This is a genomic window from Variovorax sp. Varisp36 (assembly GCF_047304235.1).
Lineage (GTDB): Bacteria > Pseudomonadota > Gammaproteobacteria > Burkholderiales > Burkholderiaceae_C > Variovorax.
The window spans coordinates 63811-86078 of the sequence record NZ_JBGLYU010000025.1 but is presented as its reverse complement, the minus strand read 5'-3'; the positions used below and the strand labels follow the sequence as shown (position 1 = coordinate 86078).

General features: G+C 66.5%; 21 protein-coding genes. 2 read left to right on the top strand and 19 right to left on the bottom strand.

Features of this window, described 5'->3' with window-relative positions; all coding sequences use genetic code 11:
- Positions 1 to 162 precede the first annotated feature (162 nt).
- From hflX to ACCD11_RS16385, 14 genes are all read right to left on the bottom strand, one after another.
- On the bottom strand, positions 163 to 1332 hold the full coding sequence (hflX, locus tag ACCD11_RS16450; RefSeq protein ID WP_413314698.1) for a GTPase HflX: 1170 nt from the start codon (positions 1330 to 1332) through the stop codon (positions 163 to 165).
- Positions 1333 to 1388: 56 nt separating this feature from the next.
- Positions 1389 to 1634, bottom strand: a complete 246-nt coding sequence (gene hfq, locus ACCD11_RS16445; protein ID WP_007828293.1) for an RNA chaperone Hfq — start codon at positions 1632 to 1634, stop codon at positions 1389 to 1391.
- Positions 1635 to 1797: 163 nt separating this feature from the next.
- Positions 1798 to 3141 (bottom strand): ribosome biogenesis GTPase Der, encoded by a 1344-nt coding sequence (gene der / locus ACCD11_RS16440; protein ID WP_007828291.1) that lies wholly within the window; start codon positions 3139 to 3141, stop codon positions 1798 to 1800.
- 66 nt (positions 3142 to 3207) lie between these two features.
- Complete coding sequence (gene bamB / locus ACCD11_RS16435; RefSeq protein WP_007828289.1) at positions 3208 to 4350, bottom strand: outer membrane protein assembly factor BamB; 1143 nt, start codon at positions 4348 to 4350, stop codon at positions 3208 to 3210.
- A 6-nt stretch (positions 4351 to 4356) separates the two neighbouring features.
- Positions 4357 to 5049 carry a YfgM family protein gene (locus ACCD11_RS16430; protein WP_413314697.1) on the bottom strand — a complete coding sequence of 231 codons (693 nt, stop codon included), beginning with the start codon at positions 5047 to 5049 and terminating at the stop codon, positions 4357 to 4359.
- Positions 5050 to 5055: 6 nt separating this feature from the next.
- Entirely contained in the window at positions 5056 to 6366 is a 1311-nt protein-coding gene (gene hisS, locus ACCD11_RS16425) for a histidine--tRNA ligase (RefSeq protein ID WP_413314695.1), read from the bottom strand.
- A gap of 15 nt (positions 6367 to 6381) precedes the next feature.
- The gene (gene ispG, locus ACCD11_RS16420; RefSeq protein WP_413314694.1) at positions 6382 to 7662 is read right to left on the bottom strand and encodes a flavodoxin-dependent (E)-4-hydroxy-3-methylbut-2-enyl-diphosphate synthase; all 1281 of its coding nucleotides are present in this window, start codon (positions 7660 to 7662) and stop codon (positions 6382 to 6384) included.
- On the bottom strand, positions 7659 to 8624 hold the full coding sequence (locus ACCD11_RS16415) for a helix-turn-helix domain-containing protein (RefSeq protein ID WP_413314692.1): 966 nt from the start codon (positions 8622 to 8624) through the stop codon (positions 7659 to 7661). Before ACCD11_RS16415 ends, ispG begins: the two co-directional genes overlap by 4 nt.
- Complete coding sequence (pilW, locus tag ACCD11_RS16410) at positions 8617 to 9471, bottom strand: type IV pilus biogenesis/stability protein PilW (protein WP_413314691.1); 855 nt, start codon at positions 9469 to 9471, stop codon at positions 8617 to 8619. Before pilW ends, ACCD11_RS16415 begins: the two co-directional genes overlap by 8 nt.
- A gap of 4 nt (positions 9472 to 9475) precedes the next feature.
- A complete protein-coding gene (gene rlmN, locus ACCD11_RS16405) occupies positions 9476 to 10624 on the bottom strand; it encodes a 23S rRNA (adenine(2503)-C(2))-methyltransferase RlmN (RefSeq protein ID WP_007828279.1) in 1149 nt (382 codons plus the stop codon).
- Between the two features lie 21 nt (positions 10625 to 10645).
- Positions 10646 to 11071, bottom strand: a complete 426-nt coding sequence (gene ndk / locus ACCD11_RS16400; RefSeq protein ID WP_007828277.1) for a nucleoside-diphosphate kinase — start codon at positions 11069 to 11071, stop codon at positions 10646 to 10648.
- Positions 11072 to 11224: 153 nt separating this feature from the next.
- Positions 11225 to 13033 (bottom strand): pseudouridine synthase, encoded by a 1809-nt coding sequence (locus ACCD11_RS16395; protein ID WP_007828275.1) that lies wholly within the window; start codon positions 13031 to 13033, stop codon positions 11225 to 11227.
- Positions 13030 to 13887 carry an SMC-Scp complex subunit ScpB gene (scpB, locus tag ACCD11_RS16390; protein ID WP_413314689.1) on the bottom strand — a complete coding sequence of 286 codons (858 nt, stop codon included), beginning with the start codon at positions 13885 to 13887 and terminating at the stop codon, positions 13030 to 13032. The genes ACCD11_RS16395 and scpB overlap by 4 nt, the downstream gene beginning before the upstream one ends.
- Positions 13888 to 14015: 128 nt before the next feature.
- Positions 14016 to 15014, bottom strand: a complete 999-nt coding sequence (locus ACCD11_RS16385; RefSeq protein ID WP_413314687.1) for an RluA family pseudouridine synthase — start codon at positions 15012 to 15014, stop codon at positions 14016 to 14018.
- Positions 15015 to 15064: 50 nt separating this feature from the next.
- Here ACCD11_RS16385 and ACCD11_RS16380 point away from each other — a divergent pair, with 50 nt between their 5' ends.
- Complete coding sequence (locus ACCD11_RS16380) at positions 15065 to 15871, top strand: outer membrane protein assembly factor BamD (RefSeq protein ID WP_007828252.1); 807 nt, start codon at positions 15065 to 15067, stop codon at positions 15869 to 15871.
- A 7-nt stretch (positions 15872 to 15878) separates the two neighbouring features.
- Here the strand turns inward: ACCD11_RS16380 and ACCD11_RS16375 are convergent, their stop codons facing one another.
- The gene (locus tag ACCD11_RS16375; protein WP_413314686.1) at positions 15879 to 17957 is read right to left on the bottom strand and encodes an ATP-dependent DNA helicase; all 2079 of its coding nucleotides are present in this window, start codon (positions 17955 to 17957) and stop codon (positions 15879 to 15881) included.
- Complete coding sequence (locus ACCD11_RS16370; protein WP_007828249.1) at positions 17954 to 18157, bottom strand: YdcH family protein; 204 nt, start codon at positions 18155 to 18157, stop codon at positions 17954 to 17956. Before ACCD11_RS16370 ends, ACCD11_RS16375 begins: the two co-directional genes overlap by 4 nt.
- 106 nt (positions 18158 to 18263) lie before the next feature.
- Between ACCD11_RS16370 and ACCD11_RS16365 the strand changes: the two genes are divergently transcribed.
- The gene (locus ACCD11_RS16365) at positions 18264 to 19037 is read left to right on the top strand and encodes a PP2C family protein-serine/threonine phosphatase (RefSeq protein ID WP_007828247.1); all 774 of its coding nucleotides are present in this window, start codon (positions 18264 to 18266) and stop codon (positions 19035 to 19037) included.
- Positions 19038 to 19063: 26 nt separating this feature from the next.
- Here the strand turns inward: ACCD11_RS16365 and ACCD11_RS16360 are convergent, their stop codons facing one another.
- Genes ACCD11_RS16360 through lpdA form a run of 3 tightly spaced genes read right to left on the bottom strand, consistent with a single transcriptional unit; the run spans position 19064 to position 22258 of the window.
- A complete protein-coding gene (locus ACCD11_RS16360) occupies positions 19064 to 19717 on the bottom strand; it encodes a hypothetical protein (protein ID WP_413314685.1) in 654 nt (217 codons plus the stop codon).
- Positions 19714 to 20814, bottom strand: a complete 1101-nt coding sequence (gene zapE / locus ACCD11_RS16355) for a cell division protein ZapE (RefSeq protein WP_007828243.1) — start codon at positions 20812 to 20814, stop codon at positions 19714 to 19716. The genes ACCD11_RS16360 and zapE overlap by 4 nt, the downstream gene beginning before the upstream one ends.
- Positions 20815 to 20827: 13 nt before the next feature.
- Positions 20828 to 22258 carry a dihydrolipoyl dehydrogenase gene (lpdA, locus tag ACCD11_RS16350; RefSeq protein WP_413314683.1) on the bottom strand — a complete coding sequence of 477 codons (1431 nt, stop codon included), beginning with the start codon at positions 22256 to 22258 and terminating at the stop codon, positions 20828 to 20830.
- Between the last annotated feature and the right edge of the window lie 10 nt (positions 22259 to 22268).

Genomic DNA, 22268 nt, shown 5'->3' with positions numbered 1-22268 from the left:
CGCCCGGGGGATTGGCGTCGGGGGGGCGGCTGCCGTTGGAAGACGGCTCGTCGCCGCGACCCCATCGGCCGTCGTTCAGGTTGAACATGCCCAGAAACCCTCTCCGCGCTGGCTTTGAATTCATTCGCTTCGTTCTCTTGTCAGTGGCGGGATTGTGCCCAATCAATCGGTTGCATCGTGCAATTCAGTGTCTGCCTCAGGGGTCATCGTATCGGCTACGGAACCCGACTGCCGGGCGAGTTCGGCGCGCAGCAACGGCACGCCCTCACCGCTCTTGGCGCTGAGGAAGATGCGGGGGACCTGCGCGCCGTCGATTTCCATCTCGTCCTGCAGATGCAGCGGATGCTGCGCGCTTTCAAGAGCGTCGAGCTTGTTGAACACCAACAGCTGCGGCACGGTGTCGGCACCGATCTCGCGCAGCACCGCCTGCACCTCGGCCATCTGCTCGGGGTAGTGGGGGTTGGAGGCATCGACCACATGCAGCAGCAGGTCGGCATCGACCGCCTCCTGCAGCGTGGCTTTGAAGGCATCGACCAGCCCGTGCGGCAGGTCGCGGATGAAACCCACGGTGTCGGAGATCGACACCTGCCGCCGGGCATCGCCCAGGTAGAGATTGCGCGTGGTGGTGTCGAGCGTGGCGAACAACTGGTCGGCCGCATAGGCGCGGGCCTTGACCAGCGCATTGAACAGCGACGACTTGCCCGCGTTGGTGTAGCCCACCAGCGAGATATTGAAGGTGTCGCAGCGCTCGCGCTGCCGGCGCTGGGTGCCGCGCTGCTTCTGCACCTTGGCGAGACGCTCGCGCGTGCGCTTGATCGACTCGCCGATCATCCGGCGATCGAGCTCGATCTGCTTTTCACCCGGGCCGCCGCGCACGCCTGCACCGCCGGTCTGGCGCTCCAGGTGGGACCATCGGCGGACCAGCCGCGTGCTGAGGTACTGCAGGCGAGCCAGCTCGACCTGCAGCTTGCCTTCGTGCGAACGCGCGCGCTGGGCGAAGATTTCGAGGATGAGAAAGGTCCGGTCGTAGACCGCGATGTCGAGCTGGCGCTCGAGGTTGCGCTGCTGCGCGGGGCTCAGGGCCTGGTCGAAGATGACCTCGCTCGCCCTGTACAGGGCAGCCAGCTCCTTGATTTCTTCGGCCTTGCCGCTGCCAACGAACAGGGCCGCGTCGGGTGCCTTGCGCTTGCACGCAAGGCGGGCGACGGGCGTCAGGCCCGCGGTCTGCGCGAGCAGGCCGAGTTCCTCGAGTTCGCTGTCGAAATGGGGCAGCCCGAAATCGACGCCGACGAGAACGGCGGCGCCTTCCTGGCGGGGGATCAGTTCAGACAAGCGGGATCAGAAATTGGGAAAAAGCGCGGCAGCAGGGGCCGCCGCGCTCCGCGCGATCAGGCTGCGGCGTCTTCGTTCTCGGTAGCCGAGAAGTTGACGGCACGACCCGGCACGATGGTGGAAATGGCGTGCTTGTAGACCATTTGCGTCACCGTATTGCGAAGCAACACGACGTACTGGTCAAAAGACTCGATCTGGCCCTGCAGCTTGATGCCATTCACCAAATAAATGGAAACCGGCACGTGCTCACGACGCAGGGTGTTCAGAAACGGGTCTTGCAGAAGTTGCCCTTTATTGCTCACGATATTCTCCGTGTTCAAGAGTAGTTGTTGGAGAGATGACCTTAACACAGGGTTTCTGCGCCGCAGCAATCGGGGTCAAAAGCCTTGAGAAAATAACGGCTCTCAAAAGACGGAACTTCCACTCGGCTCGCGGTTCATCGGCCGCCATCGGCGGCCAAGCCCCTCAGTCGTCCTTGTCGGCAAATGGATTGTGCGAGCTCTTGAACTCGATGCGCAAGGGGGTACCCACAAGGTCGAACTCCTTGCGGAAGCGTCCTTCGAGGAAGCGCTTGTAGGCGTCGGTCACGTGCTCCAGCGAATTGCCATGGATCACGATCACCGGCGGGTTCATGCCCCCCTGGTGCGCATAGCGCAGCTTGGGCCGGTACATGCCCCCGCGCTTGGGCGCCTGGAACTGCACCGCCTCCAGCAGCAGGCGGGTCAGCACCGGCGTCGACATCTTGCGCGTGGCCGACTTGTGGGCCTGCGCGATCGCCTGCCACACCGGCCCCAGGCCTTGGCGCTTGATGGCCGAGATGAAATGCAGCGCCGCGAACTTCAGGAACGGCAGCCGGGTCTCGATCTGCCGCTGGATCTGCTCGCGCTGGTAGCTGTCGACGGCGTCCCACTTGTTGATCGCAATCACCACCGCACGGCCGCTTTCGAGGATGTAGCCGGCGATGTGCGCGTCCTGGTCGGTCACGCCCTGCGTGGCGTCGAGCAGCAGCAGCACCACGTTGGCCGATTCGATGGCCTGCAGCGTCTTGACCACCGAGAACTTCTCGATCGCCTCGAACACCCTGCCCTTGCGGCGCAGGCCGGCCGTGTCGATCAGTTCGAAGCGCTGGCCGTTGCGCTCGAAGGGCACGGAGATCGCATCGCGCGTGGTGCCCGGCATGTCGAAGGCCACGAGGCGCTCTTCGCCGAGCCAGGTGTTGATCAGCGTGGACTTGCCCACGTTGGGCCGTCCGGCCACGGCCAGCTTGATCGGCTTGTTGACCTCGTCCTCGTCCGCCTCGTCGTCGGGATCGGGCAGGTTCAGCGGTTCCAGGGCGAGTTCGACGAGGTCGCGCATGCCCTGCCCGTGCGCAGCAGATACGCCATGCACGTCGCCGAAGCCGAGTTCGTAGAAATCGACCAGCTTGGTGCCGTCGTGCATGCCCTCGGCCTTGTTGGCCGCCAGCACGCAAGGCTTGCCGAGGCGGCGCAGTTCGTTGGCGATGTCGTGGTCTTGCGCCGACAGGCCCTCGCGGGCGTCGACGACGAAGATCACCACGTCGGCCTCGGCCACGGCCTGCCGCGTCTGCTTGGCCATTTCCTTGTAGATGCCGCTGCCCGCGTCGGGTTCGAAGCCACCGGTGTCGATGACGATGAACTCGTGCTTGCCCAGGCGGCCATTGCCGTAGTGGCGGTCGCGCGTGAGGCCGGCGAAGTCGGCGACGATGGCGTCGCGCGTCTGGGTCAGGCGGTTGAAGAGGGTCGACTTGCCAACGTTGGGCCGCCCGACCAGGGCCACGACCGGCTTCATGGCCGGCCTTTCGATGGCGCGGTTTTCATGGTCGGGCCTTGGAAAGAGAAAAGGAAAAAGAAAGAGTTATTCAGGGCGATAACCAAACACGCCACCCTTGGCAGTCACGACCACGACCGTGTTGCCGGCCAGCACCGGCGTGACGGTGATGGCCGAGCCATCGGGCGTGACACGATTGAGCAACGCGCCATCTTCACGCGACACGAAGTGCAGCGTGCCGGTGTCTTCGCCGATGATCAGCGAGCGGCCCACGGCCAGCGGCGCGGTGAGGTTGCGGTTCTTCAAGCGGCTCATCTGCCAGGCGCGCTCGCCGTCGGCACGGCGCCACGCGACGACGCTGCCGTCGGACTCGGTACCGAAGACAAAACCGCTGTCGCCGCTGACGCCGTCGGCGCCCGAGGCGGGCTTGCTCCAGACCAGCGAGCCGCGCACGGTCTCGACGCAGCCGACGCTGGCGTAGTACGCGCGGGCGCAGATGGTGTCGCCGAAGCGGCTCACGCTGCCGGTCAGATCGACCAGGCGCTCCACGTCGTTGGTGCCGCGCGGTGCCGCAATGGGCGATTCCCAGCGCGAAGTGCCATTGGCGGGGTTGATGCCCACCAGGCGGCCGCCGATGCCTGCCACCAGTGTGTCGCCCACGGCGATCAGCACGCCCGACTTGCGCAGCACGAGGTTTTCACCCGTGCGCTGCTGGATCCAGAGGCGGCGACCGCTCTGCCCGTCCCAGGCGCTGATGCTGCGGTCGGCGGTCTGCACGAACACGCGGCGTCCCGCCACGAGCGGTGCTGTGAAGGCCTGGGCCGAGAGTTTCTGCTTCCACAGGACCTTGCCGTTCTCGATGGCGACCAGTTCGTTGCCGGTGGTCACGACTGCGGCCATCGACCCGTCGCTGCCTACACCGGCTGCCAGCGGTGCGCCGGCGCTCGCGCGCCAGGTTTCACGGCCGGCGCGAGCGTCGATGGCAACCACCGTGCCATCGCTGCCGGCCACGGTGACGGTGTCGCCGCTGATGTCGGTAGTGAGAGGGAACTTGACCTCGGGGATGCGCACCGTCCAGGCCTGGCGCACGCCCATCAGGGCCGGATTGGCGGGAAGTTCTGCCGGCTTCGGCTTGCTGCTGCCCGAACAGGCGGCGAGGAGCGCCACCAAAACAAGAGCTGATCCCGCGCGCAGGGCGGTCGATTCAGGCATGAAACGCTTGAAATTCATATGCGGTCAGGGAGTTTTGGGGACTGCGGGTGTGACGGTGACGACTGGCGCCAGGCTCTTCGGGTCGACACCGACCGCGTTGAGTTTGATTTCGACCAGGCGGCGGTAGTCGGAGGTGGCACCAAAGCCGGTCCAGGCCTTGCGGTATTCGGCCTGCGCCTCGGCGCGCTTGCCCTGGGCCAGGTAGATGTCGCCCTTGCGGTCGGCCACCAGCGGTTCGAATTCCTTGGGTACGCTGCTGTCGAGCTGCTTGATCGCATCGTCGTAGGACTTGCTGTCGAGCAGTTCGGCCGCCAGCCGCAGCCTGGCAATAGCCTTGTAGCCCGGATCGACGGCGTTCTGCGCAACCCATTCGAGTTCCGCGCGCGAGCCCGCGGCATTGCCCTTTTCGTACAGCGTCTTGGCGACCAGCAGGCCGGCCTGCTGCGCGTAGGTAGTGCCCGAGAAGCGCTTCTTCATGTCGTCGAGCACGAGCGCGATGCGTGCCGGATCGCCGGCCTGCGCGGTCTTCTCGATTTCGTCGTAGAGCGACGAGGCTTGCGCCGCCTTGTTGCGTCCATACCATTGCCAGCCGTTCCAGGCCACGAAGGCGCCTGCGACGAGCAGCACGGCCCATGTGATCAGGGTGCCGTAGGTGTTCCAGAAATGCTTGAGCTGGTCGAGCTGTTCCTGTTCTTCGAGGTCGAGATGGGTTGCCATGCGCTGTCAGGTGTTGGGAGCCGGCGATTGTAGGGTGGCGGCCCAGGTGGCCACTTCGGCAAGCGGCCGGGAGGTCTGCGCACCGCTTCCGTCGCGCAGCGCCTTGAGAGTCACTTCGCCGCGTGCAAGTTCATCGGCGCCGAAGATCAGGGCGTAGGTGGCGCCGCTGTTGTCGGCCCGCTTGAACTGCGACTTGAAGCTGCCGAGGCCATCCGCCGTGGCGGCGTGCATCTGCACACGCACGCCGGCGTCACGCAACTGCTGCAGCGTACGCAGCGCCACCGGCATGGCAGAGGCATCGGGCACGACGGCATAGACATCGGGGGCCCGTACCGGGATCTGAGTGCCCTGCTCCTTCATGAGGTCGAGCACGCGCTCCACGCCGATTGCCCATCCCACTGCAGGCGCCGGCTTGCCGCCGAGTTGCTCGAACAGGCCGTCATAGCGGCCGCCGGCACACACCGTGCCCTGCGAGCCGAGCCGGTCAGTCACGAACTCGAACACGCTGAGGTTGTAGTAATCGAGGCCGCGCACGAGGCGCGGGTTGATGGTGTAGGCGACGCCGTTGGCGTCGAGGATGGCCTTCAATCCCTCGAAGTGCGCCAGCGATTCGGCACCGAGGAAATCCATCAGTCTCGGCGCCGACTCGACCACATCCTTCATCGCCGGATTCTTGGTGTCGAGGATGCGCAGCGGGTTGCTGTGCAGGCGGCGCTTGCCGTCTTCGTCGAGCTTGTCGGCATGTGCCTCGAAATGCGCGATGAGCTGGGCGCGGTGCTGCGCCCGCTCTGCCGGCTGGCCAAGGCTGTTGAGCTCCAGCCGCACGTCGGTCAGGCCGATCGCCCTCCACAGTGCACTCGCGAGCAGGATCAATTCAGCGTCAATGTCGGGACCGGCAAAGCCCAGCGCCTCGACGTCGATCTGATGGAACTGCCGGAAACGCCCGCGCTGCGGCTTCTCGCGCCGGAACATCGGCCCGATGGCCCACAGGCGCTTGCCGCCGTCATAGAGCATGTTGTGCTCGATCGCGGCCCGCACGATGCCGGCGGTGTTCTCGGGCCGCAGCGTCAGGTGGTCGTTGTCGCCGTACTTGTCCGAGCGGTCGTGGAAGGAGTACATCTCCTTCTCGACGATGTCCGTCACCTCGCCGATGCCGCGCACGAACAGCGCCGTGTGCTCGAGGATCGGCGTGCGGACGTTGCGGTACGCATAGCGCCCCATCAGGTCGCGCACGGTGGCCTCGAGCCATTCCCAGCGCGCCGATTCGGGCGGCAATATGTCGTTCATGCCTTTGACGGCATTCAATTTTTCAGCCATGAGTCTGCGGAGGTGTCAGGCCAGGGCAGCGTGCTCGCCGCCGAAGCGCTTTTCGATGTAGGTTTCGACGAGTTGGTGAAACTCGTTGGCGATATTGTCGCCGCGCAGCGTGAGTGCCTTTTCGCCGTCGATGAAGACCGGCGCGGCAGGCGCCTCGCCGGTGCCAGGCAGGCTGATGCCGATGTCGGCGTGCTTGCTCTCGCCGGGGCCGTTGACGATGCAGCCCATGACGGCCACCTTCAGCGTCTCGACGCCCGGATATTTCTTGCGCCAGACCGGCATCTGCAGGCGCAGGTAGTCGTCGATCTGCTTGGCCAGTTCCTGGAACGTGGTGCTGGTGGTGCGGCCGCAGCCCGGGCAGGCTGTGACGCTCGGCACGAACACGCGCAGGCCCAGGGCTTGCAGGATCTCGTTGGCAATCAGCACCTCTTGCGTGCGCGACTCGCCCGGCTGCGGCGTGAGCGACACGCGAATCGTGTCGCCAATGCCCTCCTGCAGCAGGATCGACAACGCCGTGGCCGAGGCCACCGTGCCCTTGGTGCCCATGCCGGCCTCGGTGAGGCCCAGGTGCAGCGGATAGTCGCAGCGCCTGGCCAGTTCGCGGTAGACCGAGATCAGGTCCTGCACGCCGCTCACCTTGCACGACAGGATAACCTGGTTGCCGCTCATGCCCATCGACTCGGCCAGCCTGGCGGACTCGACGGCCGAAGTGATCAGCGCCTCGTACATCACCTGCTTGGCATCCCAGGGCTCGGCGCGCTGGCTGTTGGTGTCCATCAGGCTGGCGAGCAGTTCCTGGTCGAGGCTGCCCCAGTTGACGCCGATGCGCACAGGCTTGTTCCAGCGCATTGCCGCGTCGATCATCTGGCCGAACTGCCTGTCCTTCTTGTCGCCCTTGCCCACGTTGCCGGGGTTGATGCGGTATTTGCTCAGCGCCTCGGCGCAGGCCGGATAGTCGGTCAGCAGGCGGTGGCCGTTGTAGTGGAAGTCGCCGATCAGCGGCACGTCGATGCCCATGCGGTCGAGCTGCTCGCGGATGTAGGGCACCTGCGCGGCGGCCTCGGGCGTATTGACCGTGATGCGGACCATTTCGGAGCCGGCAATGGCCAGTTCCTTCACCTGGATCGCGGTGCCGATGGCATCGACGGTGTCGGTGTTGGTCATGGACTGCACGCGCACCGGAGCGTCGCCGCCCACCGTGACCACGCGCGGCCCCCAGACCACGCTGGCCTGGCGCGAGCGGCGCGCTTTTGGCGCGGCCGACTCGATGGGAAGCGGGAGGCATTCGCCGGTCATGGTTTCACCTCGAAGCGTGCCACGCCACCACCCTTGGTGACGGGCTTCAGGTCGTATGGCTGGCCGCGCACCTGCACGTCGACGCTCGACGCGCGCCCGACCACGACGGACAGCGGCAGCGTGCCCGACAAACCCACCGTTTCGCCAGCCTTCAGGCTGCGGCGCAGCAGCTGCTTGCCCCCGGCTTCGGTCACGGTGACCCAGCACTCTTCCCGTGCCACGAAGACAAGCTGCTGGGCGCTGGCGGCAGCCGTCGCGGGCACGGCAGGGGCAGCGGGCGCTGCAGCGGCCGGTGCCGCGGCGGCAGCAGGCGCGCCAGGGCCGGCGGCCGCGGGAGCCTCGCTCACCGGACCGCTCGGCGCCACAGCCTGCACGGGCACGTTTTCCGCGACAGCGCCGGTCCCGCTGGACGACACCGGTCCGCCGGCAGGCGCCGAACCCTCACTGGATTCGCCTCGGGCCGTCAGCCGCGACACGGAAGCCCCGATCTGGTCGAACACCGACTGCGGCAACCAGAACAGCGCACCCGCGGCCACCAGCAGGAGCCCCACCGCGATCAGCAGCGCACGCGAAGGCAGCCCACTGGAACGGCCGTTGTTGTTCCAGCGAGGCGTGTTGGAGGCGATGTTCCCTCGCAGCGTGCGATCTGCCTCGGCCAGCGACACCTTTTGCGTGCTGGGCAGCTTCGCGAGCACGGGCGCGGGATCGATGCGCAACGCGCGGCAGACGCTGCTCGCCAGGGCGCGAGCGAAGACCGGATCGGGCAGCGAGGCGATATCGTCCGCTTCAAGCGCCATGAGCTTCTGCGGCGGCACCTTCAGCGCGGCAGCCACCATCTCGATGTGCAGGCCATGGGCCTCGCGCGCCTCGCGCAGCAGGTCGCCGGCTGTCTTGTGCGTGATGTCGCCTTCTTCCAGCGGCTGTGCTGCGAAAGTGCCGAACTCCGAAACCCGATCAGTCATTGAAATTCCCGCGCTCGTACGCTGTTGCCTCCCGCGACTGGGGGAAGCGTCGTTGCAGTTGACCTCCCAACTGCGCGACTGCCTCGCGGTTGTTCAGCTTTCGTTCGACCCTGATGCCGAGCCAGAGCGTTTCGGCGCTGGCCGAGGGGCTGTTGTTGACGCGGCGAATGTAGAACTGCGCGCGCGACCATTCTTCGCGCTGCGCCAGCAATGAAGCCAGATTGAAGCCGACCACCGGATTGCCGGCGTCGATCTCGTAGGCCTGCATGAGGCTGCGCTCCGCCTGGACCCGCTGGCCGGCCTTGAGTTCGCACACGCCCTGCGTCATGAGCGTCTTGGCGCGGTCCGCATAGCTCGGCACGGCCAGGGCTTCGGTGAACTGCGCAGCCGCATCGCCGTAGCGGTTCTGCTGGCACAGCAGCCAGCCGTAGTTGTGCCGCGCGTTGGGGTCGCGCGGATTGATGGCGATGGCGCGGCGGAAGCTGTCTTCGGCCAGCGCGGCGTCGTCGAGCCGCATGTAGACCAGGCCGCGCAGGTTGTAGGCGTCGGCATTGTTGGGATCGGCGGCCAGCGCCTGCTTGATCTCGTCGAGCGCGACGGTGGTCTGGCCATGCTCGAAATAGCCGGAGGCCAGTTCCATGCGCAGGCGCGCACGGCGCTGCCGGCTGGTTTCGTCGGACTCGGTGACGATCTCGGCACCCTTGCCCGAGCTGGTGTCGGCCAGGCTGGTGGTGGTGGTGCGCGTGTTCACGCAGCCCCCAAGCAGCAACGCCATGGCAACGCCCGCGAAACCCACAGTCAGCATCCGCTGCACGCTCGCGGTCGTCATCGGAATGGCCATGCTCATCGGTTCAGTGCTCCTGGGGGGTGGTCTTGCGGACCGGATGCAAAACAATGGGGCGCTCCGCCGCGCGGCGCTGCGCCATGCGCTCGGCCGCACGGGTGCGGTCCTTGACGTCGCCAGCGAGCTGGCCGCAGGCGGCGTCGATGTCGTCGCCGCGCGTCTTGCGCACGGTGGTCACGAGGCCGGCTTCGCTCAGCGTCCTGGCGAATGCCAGTACGCGTGGCTGCGGGGAGCGCAGCAGGCCCGACGCCGGAAAGGGGTTGAACGGGATCAGGTTGAACTTGCACGAGATGCCGTGCGTACGCACCAGCTCGATGAGCTGCCGCGCATGCTCGGGCTGATCGTTCACTCCGTCGAGCATGCAGTACTCGAAGGTGATGAAGTCGCGCGGTGCATGCGCCAGGTAGCGCTTGCAGGCCTCGATCAGTTCGGCGATCGGGTACTTGCGGTTGAGCGGCACGAGGTCGTCGCGCAACGCATCGTTGGGCGCATGCAGCGAGACGGCCATGGCCACCGGGCAATCGGCGCCGAGGCGGTCGATCATGGGCACCACGCCGGAGGTCGACACCGTCACGCGACGGCGCGACAGCCCGTAGGCGTTGTCGTCGAGCATGGTGCGCAGCGCGGGCACGAGCGCCGAGTAGTTCTGCAGCGGCTCGCCCATGCCCATCATCACCACGTTGGAGATGACGCGTTCGTCGCGCTTCAGGTGCTTGCGCAGGAAGTGTTCGGCAAACCAGAGCTGGGCGACGATTTCGCCCGTGCTCAGGTTGCGGCTGAAGCCCTGATGCCCTGTCGAGCAAAAGCGGCATCCGACCGCACAGCCGGCTTGGGACGACACGCACAGGGTGCCGCGGTCGTCCTCTGGAATGAATACGGCTTCGACGGCATTGCCGTCACCGACGTCGAACAGCCACTTGATCGTGCCGTCCTTGGATTCGTGCTGCGTGATGACCTGCAAGGCCTCCACGCGCGCCGTGGTCGCGAGCTTCTCGCGCAGCGACTTCGCCAGATCGGTCATCTGGGCGAAGTCGCTGGCGCCACGCTGGTGGATCCAGCGGAACAGCTGCGTGGCGCGGAATTTCTTCTCGCCGAGTTTTTCGCAGAACGCAGCCAACCCCTCGAGATCGAATTCGAGCAGATTGGCCGTGGTCATGGAATCGATCGGCAGACAGCTTCAGCGTGCGTAGACGTTGAGGCCGGCGAAGAAGAAAGCGACTTCGTTCGCTGCAGTTTCGGCAGCGTCCGAACCGTGCACGGCGTTGGCATCGATGCTGTCGGCGAAATCGGCGCGGATGGTACCGGCAGCGGCCTTCTTCGGGTCGGTGGCGCCCATCAGGTCGCGGTTCTTGGCGATGGCGTTGTCGCCTTCGAGCACTTGCACGAACACGGGGCCCGAGATCATGAACTCGACCAGGTCCTTGAAGAAGGGACGTTCCTTGTGCACGGCGTAGAACTGTTCGGCTTCGTTGCGCGACAGGTGCACCAGCTTGGCGGCGACGACCTTGAGGCCGGCAGCTTCAAAACGGGAAACGATCTTGCCGATGACGTTCTTGGCAACTGCATCGGGCTTGATGATGGAAAGGGTACGTTCGATAGCCATTGAAATGCTTCCTGGAGCTTTGATTTTGAAGTGTTTTGTCACAACTGCGACGCGCTTGTTGCATCACATGTCGACAAAGCCTCTGATTTTAACCGGCGCAGCCTTTCGGATTGGTGAAAACCCCGCGAAAGGCCGCGTACCGACGGCTGGCTTTCAGCGCCCGCGGCGGCGGCCGCCACCTTGGCCGCCCTGGCCGCCGAAGCCGCCACCGCCGCCGCCGCCACGACGCGGGCCTGCGCGCTGCTCCTTGCGCTGGCGCGAGAAGCTGTCGGCGCCGATGTAGCCCAGCGAGGTCTTCATTGGATCGGGCTGGTTGGCGCCGCTGGGTTGACGGTCGTCGCCCTGCTGGCGATTGCCGCCACCCTGGCGGTTGCCGCTGTTGCCGCGGCGTCCCTGCCCCTGGGGCGGACCGCCGTTGCCACCGCCACGATTGGGACGGCCACCCCGGTCACCGCGCGGCGGACGACCATCGCCCAGCGGATTCGGGATCGGCGCTTCCCGGCTGCCTTCGTCGCGAGCATCGCGCATGTCGCGCGGCTGCTGGCCGCCACCACCATTGCGATTGCCGCGGCGCTTCTTGTTGCGCCCGCTTCGGCCATTGCCGCCACCACCCTCCTGCCCCGGGCCACGCTGCTGCGGGCCGGGCCGGGCAACCGCGCCGCCGGAAGCCTGGAACAGCGCGCGGATATCACGCTCGTCGAGTTCCATCCAGGCGCCGCGCTTCAGGCCGCGCGGCAGCACCATGGCGCCGTAGCGGATGCGGATCAGCCGGCTGACCGCGTGGCCCACCGACTCGAACAGGCGGCGCACCTCGCGATTGCGGCCTTCGGAAATGGTCACGCGATACCAGCAGTTCGAGCCTTCGCCGCCGCCGTCCTCGATGGTGCCGAATTGCGCCATGCCGTCGTCGAGGCGCACCCCGTCGAGCAGCTTCTGCTTTTCTTCGCTGGTGAGCGCGCCCAGCACACGGACCGCGTACTCGCGCTCCAGGCCGAAGCGCGGGTGCATCAGTTGGTTGGCCAGGTCGCCAGAGCTGCTGAACAGCAGCAGCCCTTCGGTGTTCAGGTCGAGGCGCCCGACCGACTGCCACTTGCCCTGCTGCAGGCGCGGCAGCTTGCGGAACACGGTCGGGCGGTTCTGCGGATCGTCGTGCGTGACCACCTCGCCCACGGGCTTGTGGTATGCGATCACGCGCGGCGGCGGAGGCGCGATGCGGTAGCGGATCGGCTTGCCGTTGATCTTGACCTGATCGCCGTACTGGATGCGCTGGCCGATGTGGGCCGGCTCGTTGTTGACGGAAATGCGGCCCTGAAGAATCAGCTGCTCCATTTCGAGCCGCGAGCCCAGGCCGGCCTGCGCCAACACCTTGTGCAGCTTGGGCGAATCCGCCTCGGGCAGAAGCACGCGCTTGAGCGGCGGGACTTCGGGGCTTTCTTCGTCGGCGTCGAACTGGCCGGAGATGACGTCCGAGAAACGGATCGGCTCGGGCGGCGGCGCGTTGCGCTGTTCGCGCTCTGCGGCGCGGCGGGCGCGGTCGAGGTCGTCTTCTTCCTCGTCGGGCTCTTCTTCGTCTTCGTCCCGCTCTTCTTCGCCGTCATCGCTGCTGTTGCGATCGGCTTCGACCGGTGCGGGATTGCGGGCCTCTTCAGCGGCGACGGCGACAACCGGAGCTTCCTCGGCGGCAACGACCGCCGGCGCGATCGCCTCGGGGGGCTGTGCAACAGGCAAAGCCACCGCTTCATCCGCCATGGACGGCTCGACCGGCTTCTTCTTGCGGGGCGCTCTCGGTTTCTTGGGCGCCTCGGCCTCCACCGGTGCAGCGATTTCCTGCGCAGCTGCCTCCGGCGCTACCGATTCAATAGCATCACCCGCGGCCTTCCTGGACGGGGCCGCCCTTTTCTTCTTTTTGACTTCGGGCTCGGCCGGCAGCATCGCCGCGTCTTCGGTGTCGGTTGTGCTCATGAGGTTTTTCCGGGAGAGGGAGCGTGGGGGTCGACCTCGTCCTGGGACGGGGCATCGGGTTCTGGCGACGGTGCCTGAGCGGACTCGGGCTCGGGTATGGATTCGGGTTCCGGCGCGAGCTCGGGTTCGGGCTCGATGGGAGATTCGGTGCCTGCGGCGTTCTCGGCAAACTGCGCCTCGGCGGCTTCGGCGGCTTCGGCGGCGGAAGACTCCAGCTCTGCCATCCCCGATGCATCCGCATCGCCCTCTGCCAGCGCTTCGATCTCGGGCGCGGCATCGATGGGCAACCCCTGCTGCTCGCCGGACGCCTGCTCGAGGGCATCGACCAGCGCTGCCTGCTGCGCGGGCGTTTCGATCAGTGGCAACTGGTCTAACGAGGCCAGGCCCAGGTCGTCGAGGAACTGGCGCGTGGTTGCATACAGCGCCGGACGGCCGACCGTTTCGCGATGGCCGATGACCTCGACCCAGCCGCGGTCTTCCAGCTGCTTGAGGATCAGCGAGTTGATCGTCACGCCACGAATGTCTTCCATGTCGCCGCGCGTGGCCGGCTGCCGGTAGGCAATGATGGCCAGCGTCTCGAGTGCGGCGCGGGTGTAGCGCGGCGGCTTCTCGGGGTGCAGGCGATCGAGGTGGTCGCGCATCTCGGGCCGGCTCTGGAAACGCCAGCCGCTGCCGACGCTCACCAGCTCCAGGCCGCGCTGCGCCCAGTCTTCCTGCAATTCGAGCAACAGCACCTTGATGGTGTCCACGCCCAGCTCGTCGTCGAACAGCACGCGCATATCGCGCACCGGCAACGGCTGGCTCGAACAGATCAAGGCGGTTTCGAGAATGCGCTTGGCATCCGCCGTATTCATGGTTCGCGTTATCCGGGAAAAGGCGCCTCGGGGCGCTAGTTCAGAAGGATGAAAGGAGTAGGCGCTGCAGGCACGCGGCAAATGCAACGCAAGGCCGGCCTCGGGTGACCGGCGCGGCTCTCGGGCCGTCAGGCGCGATTGTAATCCAGCCCCCAGGCCCGCAAAGCCTGGACGAGGTCGGCGGGCGGCGGCGAGCGGAACTCCAGCGCCGCTTGTGTGACGGGATGCACGAAGGCCAGCCTGAATGCATGCAGCGCCTGCCGCGACAGCCCGGCAGCCGGCGCCCCGCCGTAGAGCGCATCGCCCACCAGCGGATGGCCGATCGACGCCATGTGCACGCGGATCTGGTGGGTGCGCCCCGTTTCGAGGGTGCAGCGCACGGCGCAGCCTTCGGCGTTGCTGTCGAGCCGCTCGATCAGCGTGCGCGCCGTCTTGCCCGCATGCCGCTCGAGATCGACCACGGCCATGCGCAGCCGGTTGCGCGGATCGCGCCCAATGGGGGCGTCGACCTGCCGGCCCGCGGCACCCTCCCACGGCTTGTGGCCGATGGCCAGGTACTGCCGCTTGACCTCGCGCGCAGCGATCAGCGCCACCATCGCATCCATGGCGGCCCGGGTGCGCGCCACCACCATCAGGCCGCTGGTGTCGCGGTCGAGCCGGTGCACGATGCCGGCGCGCGGCAGCAGCACAGCCTTCGGGTCCAGCGCCAGCAGGCCATTGAGCAGCGTGCCGCTCCAGTGTCCCGGCGCCGGGTGCACGACCAGGCCGGCGGGCTTGTCGACGATGCGCAGGTGTTCGTCCTCGTGCACGGTGACGATGTCCATCGGCTCGGGCCGGAAGGCCTGGCTCTGGGGCGTGGGACGAAGCTCGATGCGGCCGGCCTGTCCCGCCTTGACGGTGGCCGAGACCTTGGTCAGCGTGCGGCCCTGCAGCTCGACAGCGCCAGCCTCGATCAACTGCTGCAGGTAACTGCGGGAAAACTCGGGCACCAGCGCGGCGAGCGCGCGGTCGAGCCGCTGGCCGTGCTGGGCCGGGTCGATGACGAAGGGCCGCTGCTCGCTGGGTTCGATCGGATCGGCCCCCTCCTCGAACTCGGGCACCTCCAGTGCCTCGGGGGTATTGCCCAAAGGGTCGGTCGATATAATTGAGGGCAACTGTTTCACGAAAGCCGTATGTGATGTTTCGCGCCAAATTATCGGTCCCCGCCTGGATCGCGCTCAGCGCCGCGGCTGTGCTGGCTGCTGGCTGCTCGTCGACCTCCGTCGACAAGACCGCCAACTGGAGCCCCAACCGTATCTATTCGGAAGCCAAGGACGAGGCCGGATCGGGCGCCTACGACAAGGCCGTGCCGCTGTACGAGAAGCTCGAAGGCCGCGCCGCCGGCACGCCGCTCGCGCAGCAGGCGCAGCTCGAAAAGGCCTACGCCCAGTACAAGTCGGGCGAAAAGGCGAACGCCATCGCCACTGTCGACCGCTTCATGAAGCTGCATCCGGCGAGCCCCGCCATCGACTATGCGCTCTACCTCAAGGGCGTGATCAACTTCAACGACGACCTTGGCATGTTCGCGTTCATGACGCGCCAGGACCTGTCCGAGCGCGACCAGAAGGCCGCCAAGGAATCTTTCGAGTCGTTCAAGGACCTCGTCACGCGCTTCCCCGAGTCGCGCTACACCCCTGACGCGCGCCAGCGCATGAACTACATCGTGAACTCGCTCGCGCAGTACGAAGTTCACGTGGCGCGCTACTACTATTCGCGCGGCGCTTACCTGGCGGCCATCAACCGCGCCCAGGTCGCGCTGTCCGACTACCGCGAAGTACCGGCGCTCGAAGAAGCCCTGTACATCATGGTGAAGTCGTACGACGCCCTCGGCATGAAGGACCTGCGCGACGACACCCAACGCGTGCTGACCACCAACTATCCGAAGAGCACCTACCTCGCGAACGGCTTCAAGGGCAAGGACGATCCCTGGTGGAAGCTCTGGTAGCCCCTAACTAAGTCTTGAGTGCGTCCAGCGCGGCCTCGAAATCCGATTCGTTTTCGAGCCGCCGCATCGGTGGCAGCGCCGCCAGCAACCGGCGGCCGTAGCCCATGGCCACCAGGCGCGTATCGCAGATCGCCAGTACGCCGCTGTCGGTTTCGCGCCGAATCAATCGGCCCGCCCCCTGCTTGAGCGCCACGGCCGCCTCGGGCAGCGAATAGTCGGCAAACGAACTGCGCCCCTGCGCTTCAAGGCGCTGTGAGCGCGCCTCGACCAGCGGATCGTTCGGCGGCGGGAACGGCAGCTTGTCGATCACCACCAGTTGCAACACATCGCCCGGTGCGTCGAAGCCTTCCCAGAACGAGGCCGACGCCACCAGCACGCAGCCTGCGCGCCCGGCGCTCGCGCCTTCGCGGAAGCGATCCATCAGCACGCGCTTGGGCAGCTCGCCCTGCACCAGCACTTCGGGGCGCGCTTGCACGTCGAGCAGTTCGAATTGCTGCCTCATCTCGTCGCCGATGGTGCGCAGTGCGCGAAGCGTGGTCGTCAGCACCAGCGTGCGGCCGCCCAGCTCGGTCGCGCCGCGCGCGGCCAGTTGCGCGACGCGCTGGCTGTGCGACGGATCGTTGGGCTTGGGAAACGCACGCGGCACATAGAGCGCAGCCTGCGAGGCATAGTCGAACGGGCTTTGCACGCGCAGCACTTCCGCGTCCTGCAGGCCGCAGGGCTCGGTGAACCAGCGCAGCGTGGGCTCGTCGCCCAGCGTTGCGGAGGTGAAGACCCAGGCGCGGCCGCCATCTTGCTGCGCCGCCGTCTCGCGCGCCGGCCGCTCGCCATAGCCGTCGAGATCCTCGTCGTCGCCATCGGCCGCATCGGGGTCTGCTTCGGCGATCTTGAGCACCCGCTTGCGCATGGCGTCGGCGATGTCCAGCGGCGATTCGATGAGCCGCAGCTGCGAGCCCACATCGACCCAGCGCACCGAATCGATCTCGCATGGCAGGGCGAAGCGCGCGATGCGCTTCGCGAGTTGGCGGGCCCGCTCGTGCAGCCGCACGAAGTCGGGCGAGATTTCGCTGACGGTGGCGAGCCCCTCGGCCGACAGCTCGAACGCTTGCAGCAGGTCGTCCAGCGCTTGCTGCCACGCATCGGGATCGACACCCTCGGGCGAGGCACCCAGCCAGCGCAGCTTGGCGCCGGGCCATTGCTTGCCGACCACGAGCCGCAGTTCGCGCGCGGCGCGCTCGACTGCCGCGACCAGTTGCTGCCAGTCGACCAGGCCGCGCGCATGCTGCAGGCCGGCACCCAGCATGTCGCGCGCAAAGTCGAGCGCCTGCCCGCTGCCGAGCTGCGCACCGAGAAACTGCACGCCGGTTTCGTTGAGCTGGTGCGCTTCGTCGAACACCACCACGCTCACGGTCGGCAGAAGCTCCGCCATGCCGGTCTCGCGCACCGCGAGGTCGGCAAAGAACAGATGGTGGTTGATGACCACGATGTCGGCCGCCAGCGCCTCGCGCCGTGCCAGGTTGACATGGCAGGGCTTGAACTGCGGGCATTGCGCGCCCAGGCAGTTCTCTCGCGTGGAGGTGATCAGCGGGATCAGCGGCGAGCGCTCGTCCAGCCCCGGCAGCTCGGCCATGTCGCCGGTGCGCGTGGCCTTCGACCACTGCTCGATCTTGGCGAGCGTGCGCAAGCTGCCGCGTTCAGGCAATGAGGCATCGTGGCGCGCCAGATCGAGCCGGTGCAGGCAAAGATAGCTGCCGCGCCCCTTGAGCAGCGCGGTGCGCACTGGCAGGCCGAAGGCTTCGACAAGACGCGGCAGGTCGCGGCCGAACAGCTGGTCCTGCAGCGTCTTGGTGGCGGTCGAGAGCAGTACGCGTTCGCCGCTCAGCAGGGCCGGCACGAGATACGAAAAAGTCTTGCCCACCCCGGTGCCCGCTTCGACCACCAGCACGCCGCCCTGGTCGATGGTGCGGGCCACGGCTATCGCCATCTCGGTCTGACCCGCGCGCTCGCGGAACTGCTCGGCGGCACGCGACAGCGCACCGTCCTGCGCGAAGGCGTCGCGCACCTGGTCTTCGAGCGCCCCCGTCACGCCGGCTCTTTCGGGTCGAGGTCGTTTTCGAGGCGCGCGATCTGGTCGCGCAGTGCGAGGCGGCGCTTTTTCAGGCGCCGCAGCAACAGCTCGTCTTGCGGCGAGCCCTCGGCCAGCCGGTCGATGGTGGCGTCGAGATCGGCATGCTCGATGCGCAATTCGATCAGCTGGCGGGAAAGGGAGTGAAGATTGGAGTCCAACGGTGGGGAGCGGCTGCGAGGTTTTCGCGGCGCATGTTCATTCGATAATACGTCCTGACACGAATCTCCGAGAAGACAGAAACACGCGCTTCGGCGCATATGCCTCATGACCCAAGGCTTTCGACTCGCCGCGGCCACCGGACTCCACAAGGGAGACCGCCCGTACCAACAAGACCAGGTGCTGATGATGAGCCATCCGCGCGTGCCTGGCTGCGTGCTGGGCATCGTGGCCGACGGCATGGGCGGGCGCAGCGGCGGGCGCAAGGCCTCCGATCAGGTGCTGATGACGGCACGCCAGCTCTTCGCCCGCTACCAGCCCAGCCGCGACGACCCCGAAGCCGTGCTGAAGCAGATCCTCGAAGACTCGCACACGGTCATCAAGCTCACCGCCGTTTCCAGCGAACAGGAGCCGCACAGCACGCTCGCGGCCTTCCTCATGACCCCCAAGGGCGACTGTGCCTGGATCCATGCCGGCGACTCGCGCATCTATCACTTCCATGACGGGCAGCTCGTCAAGCGCACGCGCGACCATTCGTACGTGCAGGTGCTGATCGACCGCGGCCAGATCACCGAGGCCCAGGCCAACGTCCATCCGCAAGGCAACATCCTGCTCGGCTGCCTGGGCATGACGACCACGCCGCCGCCCATCGACCCCTACTACATTCCGAAGATGGAACCGGGCGACCTGCTGATGGCCTGCAGCGACGGACTGTGGCATTACTTCAGCCCCGAAGAGCTGGCGAGCGTGCTGTACGCGCAGCCGCCGCGCGATGCGGTCGAAATCCTGGTGGGTGAAGCGCGCCGTCGAGCCCGGGGCACGGGCGACAACATCTCGATTGTCGTCCTGAAGTTCGATCCGCTGCCGGCGACAACCGCCTGAGCGGCGCCCCTGCCTTCTTGCCCCGCTCAGGGTGCGGCCGGCGGCGGCGGCAACGGCGCCGCGCGCGGCTTGCTGCGATTGGCGTTCTGCCGCTCGCGGCTGGCCCTGTGCTCTTCGGCCCGCTTCTGTTTGTCTTCGAAACGCTTGACGGCGGCAGGCGCCTCGGCCTGCCGCTGGGCGGCCTTGGCCTGCTCGTCGGAATGGGCCTGCTGCTTGGACCGAAACTGGCGTTCGCGCTCGGCAGCATCGGCGGCCGTGGCGGCGCGGCTGGCCGCATGGTCGGCCGCGCGCTGCTCGCGGTCCCTCTGGCCCTGGATCGACTCCTCCTGCTTCTCGCGGGTGTCCTGCGGGCGCTGGGTGCCGGCCTTCTGGTCAAGCTTTTGCAGCTCGGCCGCGCCGCTGCGCTGGCGCTGGATGTCGTTGATCGCTGTTTCCTGCCGCTTGATATTGTCGGTTTCCTTGCGACGCCGGCTCCGGCTCTCGCGCAGGCAGTCTTCCACCGCGAACTTCTTGTAGCAGGCGGCCCGCTCTTCGACAAAACGCTTCTCGATGACCTCGCGCTCGCTGGAGAGCCGGCGCTTCTCGGCCTCGAGGTCGGCACTGCCCGTAGCGGCATTGGACTGTGCCCACAGCGGAAGGCTGGCCAACGTCATCAGCAGGGCAAGAGCGATTTTTTTCATGTGAGTCGGGTGTCGACGATGCGGCGTTCGAGGGCGAGAAACTCGCTCGATTGCATTTCGGTGAGCCGGGAGACCGTGCGCGGAAACTCGTGCGACAGCGGCCCTTCCGTGTACAACGCCTCGGGCGGAACCTCAGCCGACATGATGAGCTTGCAGCGCCGGTCGTACAAGACGTCGACCAGCCAGGTGAAACGACGCGCTTCCGAGGCCATGCGCACCGGCATGTGCGGCACGTCGGACAGCAGCACCGTGTGGAACTGGCTCGCGATCTCGAGGTAGTCGTTCTGCGAGCGCGGACCGCCGCACAGCGTCTTGAAATCGAACCAGACCACGCCGCCGGCCTTGCGCAGTGCGCGGATCTCGCGCTGCTCGATGTGCAGGATCGGGTTTTCGTCAGCCGTCTCGGCCAGCTTGTCGAAGGCCTTGCGCATCTCCTTCTCGGCGGCACCGTCGTTCGGCGTGAGGTACATGCGCAGCTGTTCGAGCGTGCGACGCCGGTAGTCGGTGCCGTTGTCGACGCTCAGCACTTCTAGCTTCTCGTTCAGGAGCGCAATGGCCGGCAGGATGCGGTCGCGGTGCAAGCCACCGGGATACAGATCGTCGGGCTTGAAGTTCGAGGTGGTGACAAAGCCCACGCCGTTCTCGAACAGCGACACCAGCAGCCGATGAAGAATCATCGCGTCGGTGATGTCCGCCACATGGAACTCGTCGAAGCAGATCAGCTTGTAGCGCTTCGATATGCGCAGCCCCAGCTCGTCGAGCGGGTTCACCGTGCCCTGCAACTCGCGCAGCTCGCGGTGCACTTCCCGCATGAACTCGTGAAAGTGCAGGCGCGTCTTGCGCCGCAGCGGCACCGCATTGAAGAACAGGTCCATCAGGAAGCTCTTGCCCCGACCGACGCCACCGTACATGTAGACGCCGCGCGGGAGCTCCGGCCGGTTGATGAACTTCTTCAGCGCATTCGAGCGCTGGGCCTTGTAGGCGGCCCATTCGTTGGCGCAGCGATCCAGCGCCTCCACGGCGCGCAGCTGCGCGGGATCGCTCCTGAACCCGCGCGTAGCGAGTTCCGCCTCGTAAGCCTGTTTGACGCTTGTCAAAAGATCGGTGAGATCAGAAGTTCAGCGTGCGCTTGTCCACGGCGAGTGCCGCTTCCTTCGTGGCTTCCGACAGCGACGGGTGCGCATGGCAGATGCGCGCGATGTCTTCCGCGCTGGCCTTGAACTCCATCGCCACCACGGCTTCGGAGATCAGTTCGCTCGCTTGCGGACCCACGATGTGCACGCCCAGGATCTCGTCGGTCGCTGCGTCGGCCAGGAACTTGACCATGCCGGTCGTGTCGCCCAGCGCGCGCGCGCGACCGTTCGCGAGGAACGGGAAGGTGCCGGCCTTGTACGCACGGCCCGCGGCCTTGAGCTGCTGCTCGGTCTGGCCGACCCATGCGATCTCGGGGCTGGTGTAGATCACCCACGGGACCGTGTTGAAGTTCACGTGGCCATGCTGGCCCGCGATGCGCTCCGCCACGGCAACGCCCTCTTCCTCGGCCTTGTGCGCCAACATCGGGCCGCGCACCACGTCGCCGATGGCCCAGACGTTGGGCAGGTTGGTCTTGCAGTCGTCATCGACGTTGATGGCGCCGCGCTCGTCGAGCTTCAGGCCCACGGCTTCGGCATTCAGGCCGATGGTGTTGGGCACGCGGCCGATCGACACGATCAGCTTGTCGACTTCCAGCGTCTGGGCTTCGCCCTTGGCGTTGGTCCAGGCAACGCTCACGCCCTTCTTCGACGACTTGATCTCGCCGACCTTCACGCCGAGCTCGATCTTGAGCTTCTGCTTGTCGAAGGCTTTCTTGGCTTCCTTGGCGATCTGCTCGTCCACAGCGCCCAGGAACGTCGGCAGTGCTTCGAGCACCGTGACTTCCGCGCCGAGGCGGCGCCACACCGAACCCATCTCGAGGCCGATGACACCCGAACCGATCAGGCCCAGCTTCTTCGGCACAGCGCCGATGCGCAGCGCGCCGTCGTTCGAGAGGATGTTCTCCTCGTCGAACGGCGTGCCCGGCAGCGCGCGGGCATTGGAGCCCGTGGCCACGATGATGTGCTTGCCGCTGATCGACTCTTCGGCGGCGCCCGCCACCTTGATCTCGTAGCCGGCTGCATCGGTCTTCACGAACGAGCCGCGGCCATGGAAGAAGCTGATCTTGTTCTTCTTGAACAGATACAGGATGCCGTCGTTGTTCTGCTTCACGACCTGGTCCTTGCGGGCCAGCATCTTGTCGATGTCGAGGCCCAGGCCTTCGACCTTGATGCCGTGGTCCGCGAAGTGGTGGCCGGCCTGCTCGAAGTGCTCCGACGATTGCAGCAGCGCCTTCGAGGGGATGCAGCCGACGTTGGTGCAGGTGCCGCCCGGTGCGGGGCCGCCCTTGCCGTTCTTCCACTCGTCGATGCAGGCCACGTTGAAGCCGAGCTGCGCGGCGCGGATCGCCGCGATGTAGCCGCCGGGGCCGCCGCCGATGACGACGACGTCGAATTGCTTGTTTGCCATCTGGTTCTTT